15 protein-coding genes are annotated in these 14,887 nt (G+C 70.7%); 7 read left to right on the top strand and 8 right to left on the bottom strand.

The window, feature by feature from the left end; translation table 11 throughout:
* Window positions 1-202: 202 nt before the first annotated feature.
* Complete coding sequence (locus JWQ05_RS13375) at window positions 203-1,171, top strand: cation diffusion facilitator family transporter (RefSeq protein WP_299658961.1); 969 nt, start codon at window positions 203-205, stop codon at window positions 1,169-1,171.
* Between the two features lie 3 nt (window positions 1,172-1,174).
* Here the strand turns inward: JWQ05_RS13375 and JWQ05_RS13380 are convergent, their stop codons facing one another.
* The 5 genes from JWQ05_RS13380 to JWQ05_RS13400 all read right to left on the bottom strand — a co-directional run bounded on the left by JWQ05_RS13380 (window position 1,175) and on the right by JWQ05_RS13400 (window position 5,425).
* Entirely contained in the window at window positions 1,175-1,669 is a 495-nt protein-coding gene (locus JWQ05_RS13380; protein WP_299658963.1) for a glutathione peroxidase, read from the bottom strand.
* Window positions 1,670-1,671: 2 nt separating this feature from the next.
* Window positions 1,672-2,832: a M20 aminoacylase family protein gene (locus JWQ05_RS13385; protein ID WP_299658965.1), complete on the bottom strand. Its 1,161-nt coding sequence runs from the start codon at window positions 2,830-2,832 to the stop codon at window positions 1,672-1,674.
* Window positions 2,829-4,133, bottom strand: coding sequence for a GNAT family N-acetyltransferase (locus JWQ05_RS13390; RefSeq protein WP_299658967.1), 1,305 nt, complete (start codon window positions 4,131-4,133; stop codon window positions 2,829-2,831). Before JWQ05_RS13390 ends, JWQ05_RS13385 begins: the two co-directional genes overlap by 4 nt.
* 69 nt (window positions 4,134-4,202) lie before the next feature.
* Entirely contained in the window at window positions 4,203-4,955 is a 753-nt protein-coding gene (locus JWQ05_RS13395) for a glycerophosphodiester phosphodiesterase family protein (RefSeq protein WP_299658969.1), read from the bottom strand.
* Window positions 4,952-5,425: a RidA family protein gene (locus JWQ05_RS13400; protein WP_299658971.1), complete on the bottom strand. Its 474-nt coding sequence runs from the start codon at window positions 5,423-5,425 to the stop codon at window positions 4,952-4,954. Before JWQ05_RS13400 ends, JWQ05_RS13395 begins: the two co-directional genes overlap by 4 nt.
* A gap of 269 nt (window positions 5,426-5,694) precedes the next feature.
* Here JWQ05_RS13400 and JWQ05_RS13405 point away from each other — a divergent pair, with 269 nt between their 5' ends.
* The 4 genes from JWQ05_RS13405 (at window position 5,695) to JWQ05_RS13420 (ending at window position 10,551) form a co-directional block, all read left to right on the top strand.
* Window positions 5,695-6,888 carry an aspartate aminotransferase family protein gene (locus JWQ05_RS13405; RefSeq protein WP_299658973.1) on the top strand — a complete coding sequence of 398 codons (1,194 nt, stop codon included), beginning with the start codon at window positions 5,695-5,697 and terminating at the stop codon, window positions 6,886-6,888.
* A 113-nt stretch (window positions 6,889-7,001) separates the two neighbouring features.
* Entirely contained in the window at window positions 7,002-7,955 is a 954-nt protein-coding gene (gene argF, locus JWQ05_RS13410; protein ID WP_299659001.1) for an ornithine carbamoyltransferase, read from the top strand.
* 228 nt (window positions 7,956-8,183) lie between these two features.
* On the top strand, window positions 8,184-9,215 hold the full coding sequence (locus tag JWQ05_RS13415) for an Hsp33 family molecular chaperone (RefSeq protein WP_299658975.1): 1,032 nt from the start codon (window positions 8,184-8,186) through the stop codon (window positions 9,213-9,215).
* A gap of 172 nt (window positions 9,216-9,387) precedes the next feature.
* Window positions 9,388-10,551 carry a hypothetical protein gene (locus JWQ05_RS13420; protein ID WP_299658977.1) on the top strand — a complete coding sequence of 388 codons (1,164 nt, stop codon included), beginning with the start codon at window positions 9,388-9,390 and terminating at the stop codon, window positions 10,549-10,551.
* Between the two features lie 99 nt (window positions 10,552-10,650).
* Here JWQ05_RS13420 and speG read toward each other — a convergent pair whose 3' ends face one another.
* Genes speG through apaG form a run of 3 tightly spaced genes read right to left on the bottom strand, consistent with a single transcriptional unit; the run spans window position 10,651 to window position 12,819 of the window.
* On the bottom strand, window positions 10,651-11,235 hold the full coding sequence (gene speG / locus JWQ05_RS13425) for a spermidine N1-acetyltransferase (RefSeq protein WP_299658979.1): 585 nt from the start codon (window positions 11,233-11,235) through the stop codon (window positions 10,651-10,653).
* A 14-nt stretch (window positions 11,236-11,249) separates the two neighbouring features.
* Window positions 11,250-12,422, bottom strand: coding sequence for an acetylornithine deacetylase (argE, locus tag JWQ05_RS13430; RefSeq protein ID WP_299658981.1), 1,173 nt, complete (start codon window positions 12,420-12,422; stop codon window positions 11,250-11,252).
* A gap of 4 nt (window positions 12,423-12,426) precedes the next feature.
* Window positions 12,427-12,819 carry a Co2+/Mg2+ efflux protein ApaG gene (gene apaG, locus JWQ05_RS13435; RefSeq protein ID WP_299658983.1) on the bottom strand — a complete coding sequence of 131 codons (393 nt, stop codon included), beginning with the start codon at window positions 12,817-12,819 and terminating at the stop codon, window positions 12,427-12,429.
* Window positions 12,820-12,964: 145 nt separating this feature from the next.
* On the opposite strand from apaG, the gene JWQ05_RS13440 reads away from it, so the two are divergent.
* Both JWQ05_RS13440 and JWQ05_RS13445 read left to right on the top strand, forming a co-directional pair.
* A complete protein-coding gene (locus JWQ05_RS13440) occupies window positions 12,965-13,384 on the top strand; it encodes a hypothetical protein (protein WP_299658985.1) in 420 nt (139 codons plus the stop codon).
* A gap of 102 nt (window positions 13,385-13,486) precedes the next feature.
* On the top strand, window positions 13,487-14,596 hold the full coding sequence (locus JWQ05_RS13445; protein WP_299658987.1) for a 2'-deoxycytidine 5'-triphosphate deaminase: 1,110 nt from the start codon (window positions 13,487-13,489) through the stop codon (window positions 14,594-14,596).
* Window positions 14,597-14,887 lie beyond the last annotated feature (291 nt).

A 14,887-nucleotide genomic window follows, 5' to 3' on the forward strand; every position in this document is an offset into this window, starting at 1 on the left:
CGGCAGGTTGCACAGGCCCCCACGCGGCGTCCACAGCCCGGCCTGCCGCCATCCCGCACAGCGCCCAGAACCTTGGCCCCACTCCGTGCGTTGGATGCGCTTCGGACCGGGCGCACCACTTAACCGCAACGCTCCGGAGCGATCCCGGGCGATACACCGCCCGTCCCGCACACGTCCCAACCGTCGAGAGATCCACCCCAGCATGGCCCATGAGAGCACCAGCGCCATCTACACCGCGGCCGGGGCCAACCTCGCCATTGCGGCGGCCAAGTTCGTCGGCGCCTTCCTCACGGGCAGTTCGGCCATGCTGGCGGAGGGCGTGCACTCGATCGTGGACACCACCAACCAGATCCTGCTCCTCATCGGCATGAAGCGGGCGGGCCGCCCCGCCACGGAGAAGCATCCGTTCGGCTATGGCCGCGAGATCTATTTCTACGCCTTCATCGTCGCGCTGTTCATCTTCCTCGGGGGCGGCGCCTTCGCGATCTACGAGGGCATCCACAAGCTCCAGCATCCGGAACCGTCGGCGGATGCGACGCTCTTCGGCCACCAGATCTCCGGCTTCTGGGTGAACGTGGCGATCCTCGGCTTCTCGGTGCTCGCCGAGGGCTATTCCTGCTACGTCGCCTTGAAGGCGTTCTGGGCCGAGAAGGGCAGCCGCCCGCCGCTCTCCGCCATTCGGCGCAGCAAGGATCCGGCCCTGTTCACGGTGCTGGCGGAGGACGTCGCCGCGCTGCTCGGCCTCGTGGTGGCGCTCGCCGGCGTAATCCTCGCCCGCGTCCTCGACATGCCCGCGCTCGACGGCTGGTCCTCCATCGGCATCGGCCTGATCCTGGTCGGCATGGCGATCTTCCTGATGATCGAGACGCATGGCCTCCTCATCGGGGAGGCGGCCGATCCCGAACTCGTGGCGGCGATCCGCGCGGTGGTGCGCGGGGAGCGGGGCGTACACCACGTCAACGCCGTGCTGACCCAGCATCTCGGGCCCTCCGACGTCCTCGTGAATGTCAGCCTCGACATGGACGACGACCTCAGCGCCGGGCAGATCGAGGCCATGGTCGAGCGCATCGAGGGGAAGCTCCGGGCGCGCAGCCCCGACGTGACCCGGGTGTTCATCGAGGTCCAGGCCCGGGCGGGCGCCACGGCCGACCCGGTCACCGCCGTCGCCTGATCCTCAGGGCGCCGGCTCCGCCAGGGCGGCGGCGACGTCCGCCTCGAGCGCCTCGGGCTTCGTCTGCGGCGCGTAGCGGGCGATGACCCGGCCGTCCCGTCCGACGAGGAACTTGGTGAAGTTCCACTTGACGGGGCGGCTGCCGAGAAGGCCGGGCTTCGCCTGCGTCAGGTGCGAGAAGACCGGGTCGGCCTGCGACCCGTTCACCGCGACCTTGGCCAGGATCGGGAAGCTCACCCCGTAGGTCAGGTCGCAGAAGCCGGCGATCTCGGCGGCGCTCCCGGGCTCCTGCGCGCCGAACTGGTTGCAGGGAAAGCCCAGCACGACGAGGCCTCGCGCACGGTGGCGGCGCCAGAGCGCCTCCAGACCGGCATATTGGGGCGTGAAGCCACATTTCGAGGCGACATTGACGATGAGCACGACCTGGCCCCGATGCTGCGCCAGCGGATAGGGCGTGCCGTCCGCGGCGTTCGGGGTCAGATCGTGCAGGGTGCCCACGGTCAGGCGGCGCTGCGGCGCTCGACGAGGCGGGCGAGGAAAGCCGAGCCCAGCGGAATGATGCTGTCGTCGAAGTCGAAGCTGGCATTGTGCAGGCCGGGGCCCGGCGTCGCGCCGATCCACGCATAGGCGCCGGGAACCCGCGCCACCATGTCGGCGAAATCCTCGCTGCCCATGCGCGGCCGGGACGCGTCGTCGACGCCCTCGGGCCCGAACAGCTCGCGCCCGATCTCGGCCGCGGCCGCCGCGTGCTCGGGGCTGTTCATCAGCACCGAGAACACGTCGCGGATCTCGACGTCGATGGTGGCGCCGTAGGCCACGGCGATGCCCTTGGCGATCTCGCGGATGCGCGCCGAGACGAGGGTGCGCAGGTCCGCGTCGAAGGTCCGCACCGTGCCGGTGATGTGGGCGCCCTCCGGGATCACGTTGTAGGCGGCGCCCGCGTGGAACTGCGTCACGGACAGGACCGCGCTCTTCAGCGGATCGGCATTGCGCGAGACGATCGATTGCAGGGCCTGGACCAGGGTGGAACCCACGATGATCGGGTCGATGCCCTGCTGGGGCTGGGCCGCGTGCGCGCCGCGCCCGGTGATGCGGATGTCGAAGAAGTCCGCCGCCGCCATGGCGGGGCCGGGGCGCAGCTTGATCTTGCCGTGCGGGCCGTTGGGCTGGTTGTGGATCGCGTAGATCTCGTCGCAGGGGAACTTTTCGAAGAGCCCGTCGGCGATCATCGCGCGGGCGCCGCCCTGGCCCTCTTCCGCCGGCTGGAACACGAACAGGGCCGTGCCGTCGAAGTCGCGGGTCTCGGCGAGGTAGCGCGCCGCGCCCAGCAGCATGGTGGTGTGGCCGTCATGCCCGCAGGCGTGCATCTTGCCCGGCACCGTCGAGCGATAGGGCAGGTTGGTCTCCTCCTCGATCGGCAGCGCGTCCATGTCGGCGCGGAGCGCGATGCGCCGGCCCGAGCCCGTGCGCCCCTCGAGCACCCCGACCACGCCCGTGCCGCCGATGCCCCGGTGGACGGTGACCCCGTAGCGCGCGAGTTCCTGCGCCACGATGCCGGAGGTGCGGACCTCCTCGAAGCCGAGTTCGGGATGGGCGTGGAAGTCGCGGCGGATCGCGACGAGGTCGTCGGCGAAGGTCTTGATGCGATCGATGGGACTCACGGCTTTTCCTTGGGCTTCTGTGTCGCGTGCGCGGAAGCTTTCGCCTCCGGCGGGGCCTCAGGCAAGTCGGATGCCGGGCACTCGCCGGTTTCGCGCCGGAACGGCGTCAGGGTCCCCAAGACGTCGGCCGCCTCGATCACGTGCTCGCGCTCGCGCCGCAGGTAATCGGCCACGGCCCGACGCAGGGCCGGGTCGGCGATATCATGGGCCGAGTGCATCAGGACTGGCCGGTAACCGCGCGCGAGCTTGTGCTCGCCTTGGGCGCCGGCCTCGACACGCTTCAACCCGCGCGCGATCGCAAAGTCGATGGCCTGATAGTAGCAGACCTCGAAATGCAGGAAGGGATGGTCCTCGACGCAGCCCCAGTTGCGGCCGTAGAGGGCGACATCGCCGATGAGGTTGATGGCACCGGCCACGTAGCGGCCTTCGCGCCTCGCCATCACCAGCAGCACCCGCTCGGGCATGCGCTCGCCGAGGAGCTTGAAGAACCGGCGGTTGAGGTAGGGCCTGCCCCATTTGCGCGCGCCGGTGTCGGCGTAGAATTCGTAGAACGCGTCCCAGTGGGCGGGCGTCAGGTCGGCCCCGGTGACGTGCTCGATGGTGATGCCGGGGCCGAGCGCGTCGCGGCGCTCGCGCCGGATCGCCTTGCGCTTGCGGGAGGCCAATGCACCGAGGAAATCCTCGAAGGTGCCGTAGCCGGCATTGTCCCAGTGGAACTGCTGGTCGATGCGCTGCAGGAAGCCGAGCGCCCCGGCCTGTTCCCATTCCCGTTCCTGCATGAAGGTGACGTGGATCGAGGAGGCCTTGGTCTCGGCCCGCAGCGCCCGCAGGCCGGCGACGAGGGCGGAGGCCGCCTCGTTCACGTCGCTTCCCGGGGCGATCAGGAAGCGCGGGCCGGTGACGGGGGTGAAGGGCACGCTGACCTGGAGCTTCGGGTAGTAGCTGCCCCCTGCGCGCTCGTAGGCGTCGGCCCAGCCGTGGTCGAAGACGTATTCGCCCTGGCTATGGGATTTCAGGTAGCAGGGTGCCACCCCGACGAGGCGGCCCTCGCGCTCCACCGCCACGTGGAGGGGCAGCCAGCCGGTCTTGCGGGAAACGCAGCCGGACTCTTCCAGCGATGAGAGGAAGGCGTGCGAGATGAACGGGTTGTGGGTCTCGTCGCCCCCCGAGAGGGTCTCGGGCGAGGTGGCGCAGGCATCCCACTCGGAGGCGGCGATCCCGGTCAGCCCCGGCACCGCGCGCACCTGCAGTTCCGTCACGGTCTCGGCCGGAGCGCCGGGTGTTTCGCCGGGAATATCCATTGCCCGGCAATCTAGTCCCCCAGCCCGAGCGGGCCAAGGGCGGCGCGGGGCCGCGTGCCGTCGCAGGCGTCAGGGATGGAACCCCTCGAACACCATCTGGTCGGCATGCGTCCCGGCGAGGCGGCGCTGGTCGGGGTTGCGCACGGTCCAGGCCATCACCGGCCGGTGGCCCAGGAGCCGGCACAGGACGGTCGGCGCGCAGGGTAGGTCGTCCACGCGCCAGGACAGGAAGTCCGGCCGGGTCTCGCCGAAATGCAGCAGGTCGGAGAGCGAGCGCCGCAGGCTCGGGAGAAGCGCCGCGTAGGCCGGATCGTCCTGGCGCGTCTCGGCGACGATGCCGCGCGGGATGCCGGGCAGGAGGTCGCGCAAGGCTGCCACGAGCTGCGGGTCGAAGGATTTCACCGCCACCGGGCCGTCATAGGCGGCGACGCATTCGGCCACCCGCTGCATCAGCCGGAGATCCCCGCCGTAGCGCGACTTCACCTCGATCACGAGGGGCGTGCGCCCGCCGATCCGCGCCAGGAACTCCGGCAGGGTGGGAATCCGCTCCGGGCTGCCCGCCACGGTCAGGGCGGCGAGATCCGCGGCCCTGCGCGCGCCGACCGCGTCCACGGCGGAGGTCAGGCGGCCCAGGGTCTCGTCGTGGAAGACCATCGCCTCGCCGTCGCTGCTGCGCTGCACGTCGCACTCGATGGCGTAGCGCCCGTGGATCGCCGCCTCGGCGGCGGCAAGCGTATTCTCGGGCACGCCGCCCGCCCGGTCGTGCAGGCCGCGATGGGCGATGGGCCGCGCGGTGAGCCAGGCGGGGGCGTTGGGGCTCATTTGACCTCGAAGATCGCCTCGACCTCGACGGCCGCGTCGAGGGGGAGTTCGGCGACCCCGACCGTGGAGCGGGCGTGGCGTCCGCGCTCGCCGAGGATCGCCACCATGAGGTCGGAGGCGCCGTTCATGATGCCGGCCAACCCCGCGAAGGTCGGGACTGCGTTGATGAAGCCGCCCAGCCGCACGCATTGCACGACGCCCCGGTCGAGATCGCCCACCGCCGCCTGCGCCTGCGCCAGCACGTTGAGGGCGCAGAGCCGGGCCGCCGCGATGCCGTCCTCCACCGAGACCTCGGCGCCGAGCTTGCCCTTGTGCGCGTCGGCGAGGGTGCCGTCCGGGCCGAAGCAGATCTGGCCCGAGATCACCACGAGGTTGCCGCTGCGCACGAAGGGCACGTAATTCGCGACGGGGGCCGCCGCCTTCGGCAGGGCGAGCCCGAGGGCCTCCAGGCGTTCCGTGACGGTGCTCATGCGTGCGGTTCCTCGTCGAAAAGGCCGGATCGCCCGGCCGGCATGGCGCGGCTCTGAGCATTTCCGGGAGAAAGGCGCAAGGCATGGCGCGGAGGCCGCCCGTCAAAGCCTAATTGGCAGGCATGTCAGGGATGTGAAGGGGCTCCGTCGTTGACAGAATTGGGCTTTTCTCTAGTAATCGCGCGCGTGCCGCCCCATCCGAGGCGGCACTTTCATTTGGTGCGGTCGCTCGCGGTGCGGGCCCGCCAGAGACACGGGAAGACGGGATCGTGACATCCGCCCTTCTGCCGACCTATGCCCGGGCCCCCATCGCTTTCGAGCGTGGCGAGGGCGCATGGCTCGTGGCGCGCGGGGGTGAGCGATACCTCGATTTCGGCGCCGGCATCGCGGTGAACGCGCTGGGCCACGCCCATCCGCACCTCGTCGAGGCCCTGACCTCCCAGGCCCAGAAGCTCTGGCACACCTCGAACCTGTTCGAGATCCCGGAGGGCGAGCGGCTGGGGCGGCGCCTCGTCGATGCGACCTTCGCGGACGTGGCGTTCTTCGCCAATTCCGGTGCCGAGGCCAACGAGGCCGCCATCAAGATGGCGCGCAAGTACCACGCCGTGGCGGGGCACCCGGAGCGCTTCCGGATCATCACCTTCGAGGGCGCCTTCCACGGGCGGACCCTGGCCACCATCGCGGCCGGCGGCCAGCAGAAATACATTGAGGGCTTCGGCCCGAAGGTCGACGGCTTCGACCAGGTCCCCTTCGGCAATCACGAGGCCCTGCGCGCGGCCATCGGCCCGGAGACGGCGGGCATCCTGATCGAGCCGATCCAGGGGGAGTGCGGCGTGCGCCCGGTGCCGCCGCAATGCCTGCGCGGCCTGCGCGCGCTCTGCGACGAGCACGGCATCCTGCTGATCATGGACGAGGTCCAGACCGGGGTCGGGCGCACGGGCCGGCTGTTCGCGCATGAATGGTCGGGGGCCACCCCCGACATCATGAGCGCGGCCAAGGGCATCGGCGGCGGCTTCCCGCTCGGCGTCTGCCTCGCGACGGCCGACGCCGCGCGCGGCATGACGGCGGGCACCCACGGCACCACCTTCGGCGGCAATCCGCTGGCCATGGCGGTGGGCAACGCGGTGCTCGACGTGGTGCTGGCCGACGGCTTCCTCGAGCACGTCTCGGCGATGGGCATCCTCCTGAAGCAGCGGCTCGCCGCCGTGCAGGACCGGCACCCGGACGTCATCGCCGAGATCCGCGGCGAGGGTCTGATGCTCGGCCTCAAGCTCCATGTGCGCAATGCCGAATTCGCGGCGGCCGCGCGCGAGGAGCACCTGCTGGTGATCCCGGCCGGCGACAACGTGGTGCGCCTGCTGCCGCCCCTGATCATCACCGAGGCCGACGTGGCGGAGGCGGCCAAGCGCCTCGACGCCACGGCGGGCCGCTTCGCGGCGCGCCTGCGCGGGGCGGCCGCGTGACCTCCGGATCCCTCGCGACCGGGCCCCTGCCCGCCGGGACCTCGAAGACCGGCACTTCGAAGACCGGCGCCTCGCATACGAAGGCCGGCACCTCGCATACAAAGAACGGACCGATGACGACGACGCCCACCGGGACCGGGCACGGGACCCGCCATTTCCTCGACCTCAAGGATTTCTCGTCCGAGCAGCTGCGCACGATCCTGGATGCCGCAGCCGGCATCAAGGCGCGCCGCCGCAAAGGTGAACTCGCCGAGGACCGGCCGCTCATCGGCAAGACGCTCGCGATGGTGTTCGACCGGCCCTCGACGCGCACCCGCGTGTCCTTCGACGTCGGCATGCGCGAACTCGGCGGCGAAACCCTGATGCTGACGGGCAGCGAGATGCAGCTCGGCCGGGGCGAGACCGTGGGCGACACCGCCCGCGTGCTCTCGCGCTACGTCGACGCGATCATGATCCGCATCCTCGACCACGACCTGATGCTGGAATTGGCCGAATACGCCACCGTGCCGGTGATCAACGCGCTCACCAAGGTCTCGCATCCCTGCCAGATCATGGCCGACCTCCTGACCTTCGAGGAGCATCGCGGGCCGATCAAGGGCCGCACCATCGCGTGGTCGGGGGACGCCAACAACGTGCTCGCCTCCTGGGCGCACGCCGCCGCGCGTTTCGACTTCACCCTCAACATCGCGGCCCCTCCGGAACTGGCGACGCCCCAGCCGCTTCTGGACTGGGCCCGCGCTCAGGGCGCCACCCTCAACGTCACCACCGATCCCTACGAGGCGGTCGACGGGGCGGACGCCGTGGTGACCGATTGCTGGGTCTCGATGGGCGACGAGGACGACCAGCACCGCCACAACCTGCTCGTACCCTACCGGGTCGACGCCCGGCTGATGGCGGCCGCGGCCAAGGACGCGATCTTCATGCATTGCCTGCCGGCCCATCGCGGCGAGGAGGTCACCGCGGAGGTCATCGACGGCCCGCAATCGGTGATCTTCGACGAGGCCGAGAACCGCCTGCACGCGCAGAAGGGCATCCTGGCCTGGTGCCTGCGGGCGAACGGCCTCTGAGGGCGCCGGCGCGAACCCGCGCGCCGGGCCTGTCGCGCCGCAGCGCCGGACGGCCTATATAGGGCTCATCCTTCCCTTGAGGGTTGGGCGCGGCCTCGCGACGAACGCGGGCCGTTCCGACCGGTGCACCGCCGACATCGGTCGGCGATCCCCTCGCCTTGGCCTTCGCCGGGGCCCGAGAGGTCCGTGGCCCAGCCCTCGCGTTCGTCGAGCCCGATCGGAGCCGCCATGACCTCTGGAATTCCCGCTGGACCGACCCCTGAACACGCGCTCGCGCCCCTCATCGAGGGCGACGACGACGTGGTGCTGCCGTTCGCCGTCGAGGCGCTCGATGTCCGCGGCCGCGTGGTCCGCCTCGGCCCCGCCGTCGACACCATCCTGCGCCGGCACGGCTACCCCGACGCGGTGGCGCGTCTGCTCGGCGAGGCCGCCGCCCTCACCGTGCTCCTCGGCTCGTCGCTGAAGTTCGAGGGACGCTTCCAGCTCCAGACCAAGACCGACGGCCCCGTCGAGATGATCGTGGTCGATTTCGAGGCGCCCGACCGCCTGCGCGCCACCGCGCGCTTCGACACCGCGCGGGTGGAGGCCCTCGGCCCGGGTCCGCTGCAGGATCAGGACCTGATCGGGCAGGGGCATCTGGCCATGACCATCGACCAGGGCCCGGCCAGCAGCCGCTACCAGGGCGTCGTCGCACTCGAAGGCCAGAGCCTGGAAGAGGCGGCGCACCAGTATTTCCGCCAGTCCGAGCAGATCCCGACCCAGGTCCGCCTCGCGGTGGCCGAGCAATATGCGGGGGGCATCACGACCTACCGGGCGGGCGGCCTCCTCGTGCAGTTCCTCCCCCAGTCCATCGACCGGGCGCGGCTGGCCGACCTGCCCCCCGGCGACATCCCGGAGGGCCACGTGCATTTCGATGCGCACGGGGCGCCCGAGGACGATGCCTGGGTCGAGGCGCGCAGCCTGGTCTCCACCATCGAGGACCACGAGCTCGTCGACCCGGAGGTCTCCGCCGAGCGCCTGCTCTATCGCCTGTTCCATGAGCGCGGGGTGCGGGTTTTCGAGGGCCAAGCGGTCCACGAGCAGTGCCGCTGCTCGCCCGAACGCGTGATGGGCATGATCGTCGCCTTCTCGGCCCAGGAGCGCCGGGACATGATCGCGGACGATGGCCGCATCGGCATCACCTGCGAGTTCTGCTCGCGCCGCTACGATCTCGATCCGGAGGCCGTCGAGGCCGAGGTCGCCGCGCAATCGAACCATTGATACGGAGCAGCCGAGCAAGGGCCAAGTCAGTATCGACAAGCTTGGCCATAGTGCAGAGCAACATGGTCCAAAGGTCGGAGGCCACAGCCGAAACTTACGTTTGAACCGTTTCCAAGCTTTCGACGTTTGAGGTTTCTCAAGTGTGCTCAATGAGAACTCAGGAGAAACGTCGATGAAGAAATTCGTGGTCGGTTTGACGGCACTGCTGATGACGACGTCGGCTTACGCGCAGGGCGCGGGCCAGGCGGGCGCCTCCGTCGGGGCCGGCGAGGCCGGTGGCCGCTCCGGCGCCACCGCCCGGGGTCAGGGTGGCGGCACCGAGGGTGCGGGTGCCCGTGGCGAGATGGGGGGCCGGGCCGAGGCCGGCGGCCGGCGCGACGCAGGCACGCGCAACGAGTCCGGCGATCGCGGTGACACGGCGGCCCAGCAAGGCCGGGATTCGCAGAACCGCAGCGCGGATCGCGGTGGCGACACGGGGGCGCGCGCCGAGCGCTCGGGCGAGCGCGGTGACCGCTCCGGCGACCGGGGGACCCGCAACGCGGCGCGCGAGGAGCGCGGTGGCGGCCGCGAGCGGCACGACCGGGTCTCGGTCAATGCCCGCACGGACTCGCGCAGCGAGCGCTTCGAGGGCGGACGCCGCTCCGGGCGCTTCGTGTTCATCGGCGGCCAACGCGTCGTCTACGGCTCGCCTCAGTACCGGCGTCTCGTGAGCGTCGAGCATCGTGGCGGCGACCGCGTCGTCGAGCTTTCGCGTCGGCGCTACGTGACCATCCGGGGCCAGCGCGTGCTCTACGGTTCGCCCCAGTACCGCCGCCTCGTCAGCGTCGAGGAGACGACGACGCGCCGCCCCGGAACCCGCTACGTGGTCGTGCGCGGGCAGCGCGTGCTCTACGGCTCGCCGGAATACCGTCGCCTCACCGTGACCGAGCACCGTGGCGGCCGCGTCGGAGCGCGCTTCGAGGAGCGTGGTCTGCGTGGCAACGCGGTCTCGTCCTCGTCCCGTACCGAGGAGCGGGGCACGCGAAACGTGCGCTCCACCCAGGGCGAATCGCGAGATGGCATCCGTAACGCCGACACCCGCCAGACGGGTGAGCGTGACCGCAACCACCAATCCGCCGACCGGGATCAGAACGGCAAGCGCGGCGGCGAGGGCTCGGGCATCCGCAACGCGGCCGACCGGTCCGGCGGGGCGGAGCGCGGCACCATGAACACCGGCAGCCGAAGCGGCGGCGGTTCCGAACGTGGAACCTCCGAGCGTGGCGGCATGGGCGGCGGTTCGAACGGCGCCGGCTCCGGCGAGCGCAGCGGCGGCCAGGGTGGCGCGAGCCGCAACTGAACCCGGCGACGCGAACTCAACGTGCCGGAAACATCAGTGCCGGGCCCTCGCGGAGGGCCCGGCACGCCCTATTCGGGGGCAGGGCCGAACCGAAGGCGTTCAGGCCTTCAAGACCGGGTCTGCGATGTCGGCCCCCGCCCGGCGGGCGAGATATTCCGGCTGGAACAGGCACATCCGCACCGCGTCGCGGTACTTGCCGTTGACGAAGAACTCGTCCTTGAGGATGCCTTCCGGCACGAAGCCGCACCGCTCGTAGATCCGCACCGCGCGGGCATTGTCCTTGTCGACATGCAGGTAGAGCTTGTGGATGTTCAGCACGCTGAAGGCATAATCCATCGCGATACGCGTGGCGCGCGGGGCATAGCCCTGCCCCTGGAAGGCGGGGTGGATCGCGATCTGGAATTCGCAGCGCCGGTGCAGGTGGTTGATCTCCACGAGCTCCACGAGGCCGGCCGGCGCGCCATCCGAATTCGCGATGATGAAGCGTCGTTCGGTCTGGTTGTGGATGTTGCGCTCGTAGAGCTGCGCGAGTTCGGCGAAGGACTCGTAGGCCTCCTCGAACCAGTAGCGCATGATGCTGTCGTTGTTGTTGAGCTGATGCACGAACATCAGGTCTTCGCGCTCCAGGGGGCGCAGCTTCACCGGGCCGTCCGCCGCGATGGTCCGGGGGATGAAGGCGCTCACGGGCGCGGGTCCCGTCATGGTCTCACGCATTCCGCGATGAGGCGGTCCATGAAGGCCTCGCCGGCCCGTAGCGCCGCCAGCGTGATGTATTCGTCGGGTTGGTGGGCCTGGTCGATGGAGCCGGGACCGCAGACCACCGTCGGGATGCCCGCTCCTTGAAAGCGACCGGCTTCCGTCGCGTAGGGCACCGAGATGGTGTGGTTGCGCCCCGCCACCCGAAGCGCCAGGCGCTCGGCGACCGAGCCCGGCTCCGGCGCGAGGCCCGGCACCGAGACCTCCTCCAGCGTCTCGATGCGCCCGTATTCGCCGTAGCGGTTGAGCCGGTCCCGCAGCACGCTGGCGACTTTCGCCTCGAACAGGGCGGGGATCTCGCCCATGTCGAGGTCGGGCAGGCCGCGAAATTCCCAGTGGAAGGTGCAGACCTTGGGCAGGATGTTGCGCGCCGTGCCGCCCGAGATCGTGCCCACGTGCACGGTGGTGGCGGGCGGGTCGAAACGCCCGGAGGCGTCACCCCGCGCGATCATCGCGTCGGCGATGCGGTTCAGCTCGGAGACGAGGTCGGCCGCCGCCATGACGGCGTTGGCGCCCAGCATGGGCTTGGCCGAATGCGCCTCGTGCCCATGCACCGTGGTGAAGTAGGTGACGATGCTCTTGTGGGCGTCGGCGACCTCCAGGTCGGTGGGTTCGCCCACGATGACGGCCCCCGGGCGCGGCAGGTCGGCCCCGAAGCGCGCGATGGTGTCGGCCACCCCGAGGCAGGTGGTCTCCTCGTCGTAGGACAGGAGGATGTGGATCGGGCGCTTGAGGTCGGCGGCGAGGAAATCCGGGATCGCCGCCAGCGCGAGGGCGCAGAAGCCCTTCATGTCCACGGCACCCCGCCCGTAGGCGCGTCCGTCCGCCACCCGCAGGGCGAAGGGATCGCTGCTCCAGGCCTGGCCGGTCACCGGCACCACGTCGGTATGGCCGGAGAGCACGATGCCGCCATCGACGGCCGGACCGATGGTTGCGAACAAAGCCGCCTTGTCGCCGGCGGCGTTCGGAACGCGGACGAAGGGCACGCCGAGATCGCCGAGGGAGGCCGCCACGCTGTCGATGAGCGCGAGGTTCGATTTCGAACTCTCGGTGTCGAAGGCCACGAGCCGCGCCAGCCAGTCGAGGGTTTCCGAACGCGGGCCTTCGGCGGGCATCGTTTCAGTGCACGCTGCGGCGAACGTGCGGCGAATCGAGGGAGAAGGCCGGGATCTCGGCCTCGAAGCTCTCGCCCGCATCCGTCGCCATGGTGTAGCTGCCGGCCATCAGGCCGTCCGGCGTGGTGAGCGGGCAGCCGCTGGTGTAGCTGAACGACTCGCCGGGCTCGAGCACCGGCTGCTTGCCGACGACGCCGGCGCCGCGCACCTCCTGCGTCTCTCCGCGCCCGTCGACGATGCGCCAGTGGCGCGAGCGCAGCTGCACCTGCTCCGAGCCGTTGTTCACGATCTCGACCGTATAGGCGAAGAAGTAGCGGCTCTCGGCCGGCGACGACTCTTCCTCGACGAAGCGCGGCATCACGGTCACGCTGATTCCGCGCGTCTGAGCCTTGTACATCGCCGTCATGCCTCCCTGGCCGGACCTGAACCCCGAGCGCGCTGAGTCCGCGACAAGCCCAGGGCGCCGTGGTACGGCCCTGCGAAAACCGCGTCAATCGTGACGAATGCGGGGGTGCCCGCAGAAAAAATCGAGGTCTGTCCCCGTGGTCGAGGAGACCGTTTCGCGCAGCGCCGTTCCGCTCCCCGGCCGGGCCCTCCTCGCCAGCCTCGGGATCGCGGTCCTGGCTTGCGCCTTCGCGTGGCAGGCGCCCGAGCGGAACGGCTGGGCCGCTCTCGCCCTTGCCCTCGCCCTCGGCCTCGACGGGCTGGCGCGGCTCGCGGGAGCCTGGCTCGCCCGGCGCGGCGGGGGACCGCCGCGCATCGCCGGCCTGCCCTCCCTGGTGCTCGCCTTCGGCCCGGGGGCCGGCCTCGGCACGGTGCTGTTCGCCCTGGCGCTGCTGGCCTGGCCCGCCGGCTTTCCGCCGCTCGCCAGCGCGCTCGCGGGGCTCGTCGCCATGGGCGCCATCGCCCGCCTCGTCCTCGCCTGGATGGTCCTGCGCATCCGCGAGGAACCAGAGGCTTAACCCGGTCTTAGCCCAATCGACGCGACACTCGCGGCCCATGCGGCGTTCCCGCCCCGTCCGGCGGGGTGGCACCCGAGTCGTGAGCGGGTAGGGCCCAAGCGGATGCAGGACACGTCAGCGCGAGAGACGTCAGCGAAGAGCCGTCACGGGATTCTGGCGGCGCAAGGGATCGAGGCCCTGACGCGCTCGGGCGCGATTCTCCCCGACACGCCCTATGCCGCCGACCAGATCCAGCCCGCGAGCCTGGACCTGCGCCTCGGCGCCAAGGTCTACCGCGTGCGCACCAGCTTCCTGCCCGGCACCCGCACGGTGGCCGCCTGCATCGAGGCCTTCGTGCTGCACGCGATGGACCTGACCGAGGGGGCCGTGCTGGAGACGGGCTGCGTGTACATCGCCGAATTGCAGGAGCACCTCGCCCTGCCGGCCGACCTCGCGGCCAGCGCCAACCCGAAGAGCTCGACGGGCCGCATCGACGTGTTCACCCGCGTCATCACCGATCGGGGCGCGGCGTTCGACCAGGTCGAGGCCGGCTATCACGGGCCGCTCTATGCCGAGATCTCGCCCCGCACCTTCCCGGTGAAGGTGCGCACCGGATCGCGCCTCTCGCAGATCCGGTTCCGCCGGGGCGAGCCCCGCCTCAGCGACGCGGACCTCGCGGGGCTCCATGCCGTCTCGCCCCTGGTCGACGCCCCGGCCCCGACCTTCCAGGGCGGCATCGGCGTCTCCATCGATCTTTCTGGCTTCTCGGGGCTCGTCGGCTACCGCGCCCGGCGCCACACCGGCCTCGTCGACGTCGATGCCCCGGGCGCCCATCGCACCGCCGATTTCTGGGAGCCCCTTGGGGCCGACGCCTCGCGGGCGCTGATCCTCGATCCGGGCCAGTTCTACATCCTGGCCTCGAAGGAGGCGGTGCAGGTGCCGCCGGATTACGCCGCCGAGATGGTGCCCTTCGACCCCCTGGTGGGAGAGTTCCGGGTCCATTACGCGGGCTTCTTCGATCCGGGCTTCGGCTTTGCCGCCGCGGGCGGATCGGGCGCGCGCGCCGTGCTCGAAGTGCGCTCGCGCGACGTGCCGTTCCTCCTGGAGGACGGGCAGATCGTCGGCCGTCTCGTCTACGAGCGCATGATCGAGCGCCCTGCCACGCTCTACGGGACGGGCGCCGGCTCGAACTATCAGGCCCAAGGGCTGAAGCTGTCGAAGCACTTCGCCTGAGTACTTAGCCTGAAGGCCGCGCCACCGCGATCGGAAGCCCGCGCGTCGGGGTACGGATGCCGGAAACCGCGTGGCGGTGGTCGCTTCGTTCGTCGCCCCCGCGCGATCACCCGATCCGCGCGAGGACCTGTCCTGACACGCCGGATGGAGCGGCTCGTCTCCACCCGAGGTCCGCCGGGGTGATGGGTCCGCCAGGATCATGGGTCCGGACGCGCCTCGCGTCGCCTGCCGCAAGGTTTCGGCGCACGGGCCGAGGTCTCCGTCACGTGGCCGCCCCGCGAAGACCGGCTG

The organism is Methylobacterium sp. (assembly GCF_028290105.1).
In the GTDB taxonomy this organism is placed as follows: Bacteria; Pseudomonadota; Alphaproteobacteria; order Rhizobiales; family Beijerinckiaceae; genus Methylobacterium.

Bases quoted from the DNA above. Each gene is read 5' to 3' on its own strand.
- JWQ05_RS13390 (WP_299658967.1), bottom strand. From the start codon at position 4,133: ATGGATATTCCCGGCGAAACACCCGGCGCTCCGGCCGAGACCGTGACG.
- JWQ05_RS13445 (WP_299658987.1), top strand. From the start codon at position 13,487: ATGCAGGACACGTCAGCGCGAGAGACGTCAGCGAAGAGCCGTCACGGG.
- JWQ05_RS13395 (WP_299658969.1), bottom strand. From the start codon at position 4,955: ATGAGCCCCAACGCCCCCGCCTGGCTCACCGCGCGGCCCATCGCCCAT.
- JWQ05_RS13415 (WP_299658975.1), top strand. From the start codon at position 8,184: ATGACCTCTGGAATTCCCGCTGGACCGACCCCTGAACACGCGCTCGCG.
- argE (WP_299658981.1), bottom strand. From the start codon at position 12,422: ATGCCCGCCGAAGGCCCGCGTTCGGAAACCCTCGACTGGCTGGCGCGG.
- JWQ05_RS13400 (WP_299658971.1), bottom strand. From the start codon at position 5,425: ATGAGCACCGTCACGGAACGCCTGGAGGCCCTCGGGCTCGCCCTGCCG.
- argF (WP_299659001.1), top strand. From the start codon at position 7,002: ATGACGACGACGCCCACCGGGACCGGGCACGGGACCCGCCATTTCCTC.
- JWQ05_RS13375 (WP_299658961.1), top strand. From the start codon at position 203: ATGGCCCATGAGAGCACCAGCGCCATCTACACCGCGGCCGGGGCCAAC.
- apaG (WP_299658983.1), bottom strand. From the start codon at position 12,819: ATGTACAAGGCTCAGACGCGCGGAATCAGCGTGACCGTGATGCCGCGC.
- JWQ05_RS13420 (WP_299658977.1), top strand. From the start codon at position 9,388: ATGAAGAAATTCGTGGTCGGTTTGACGGCACTGCTGATGACGACGTCG.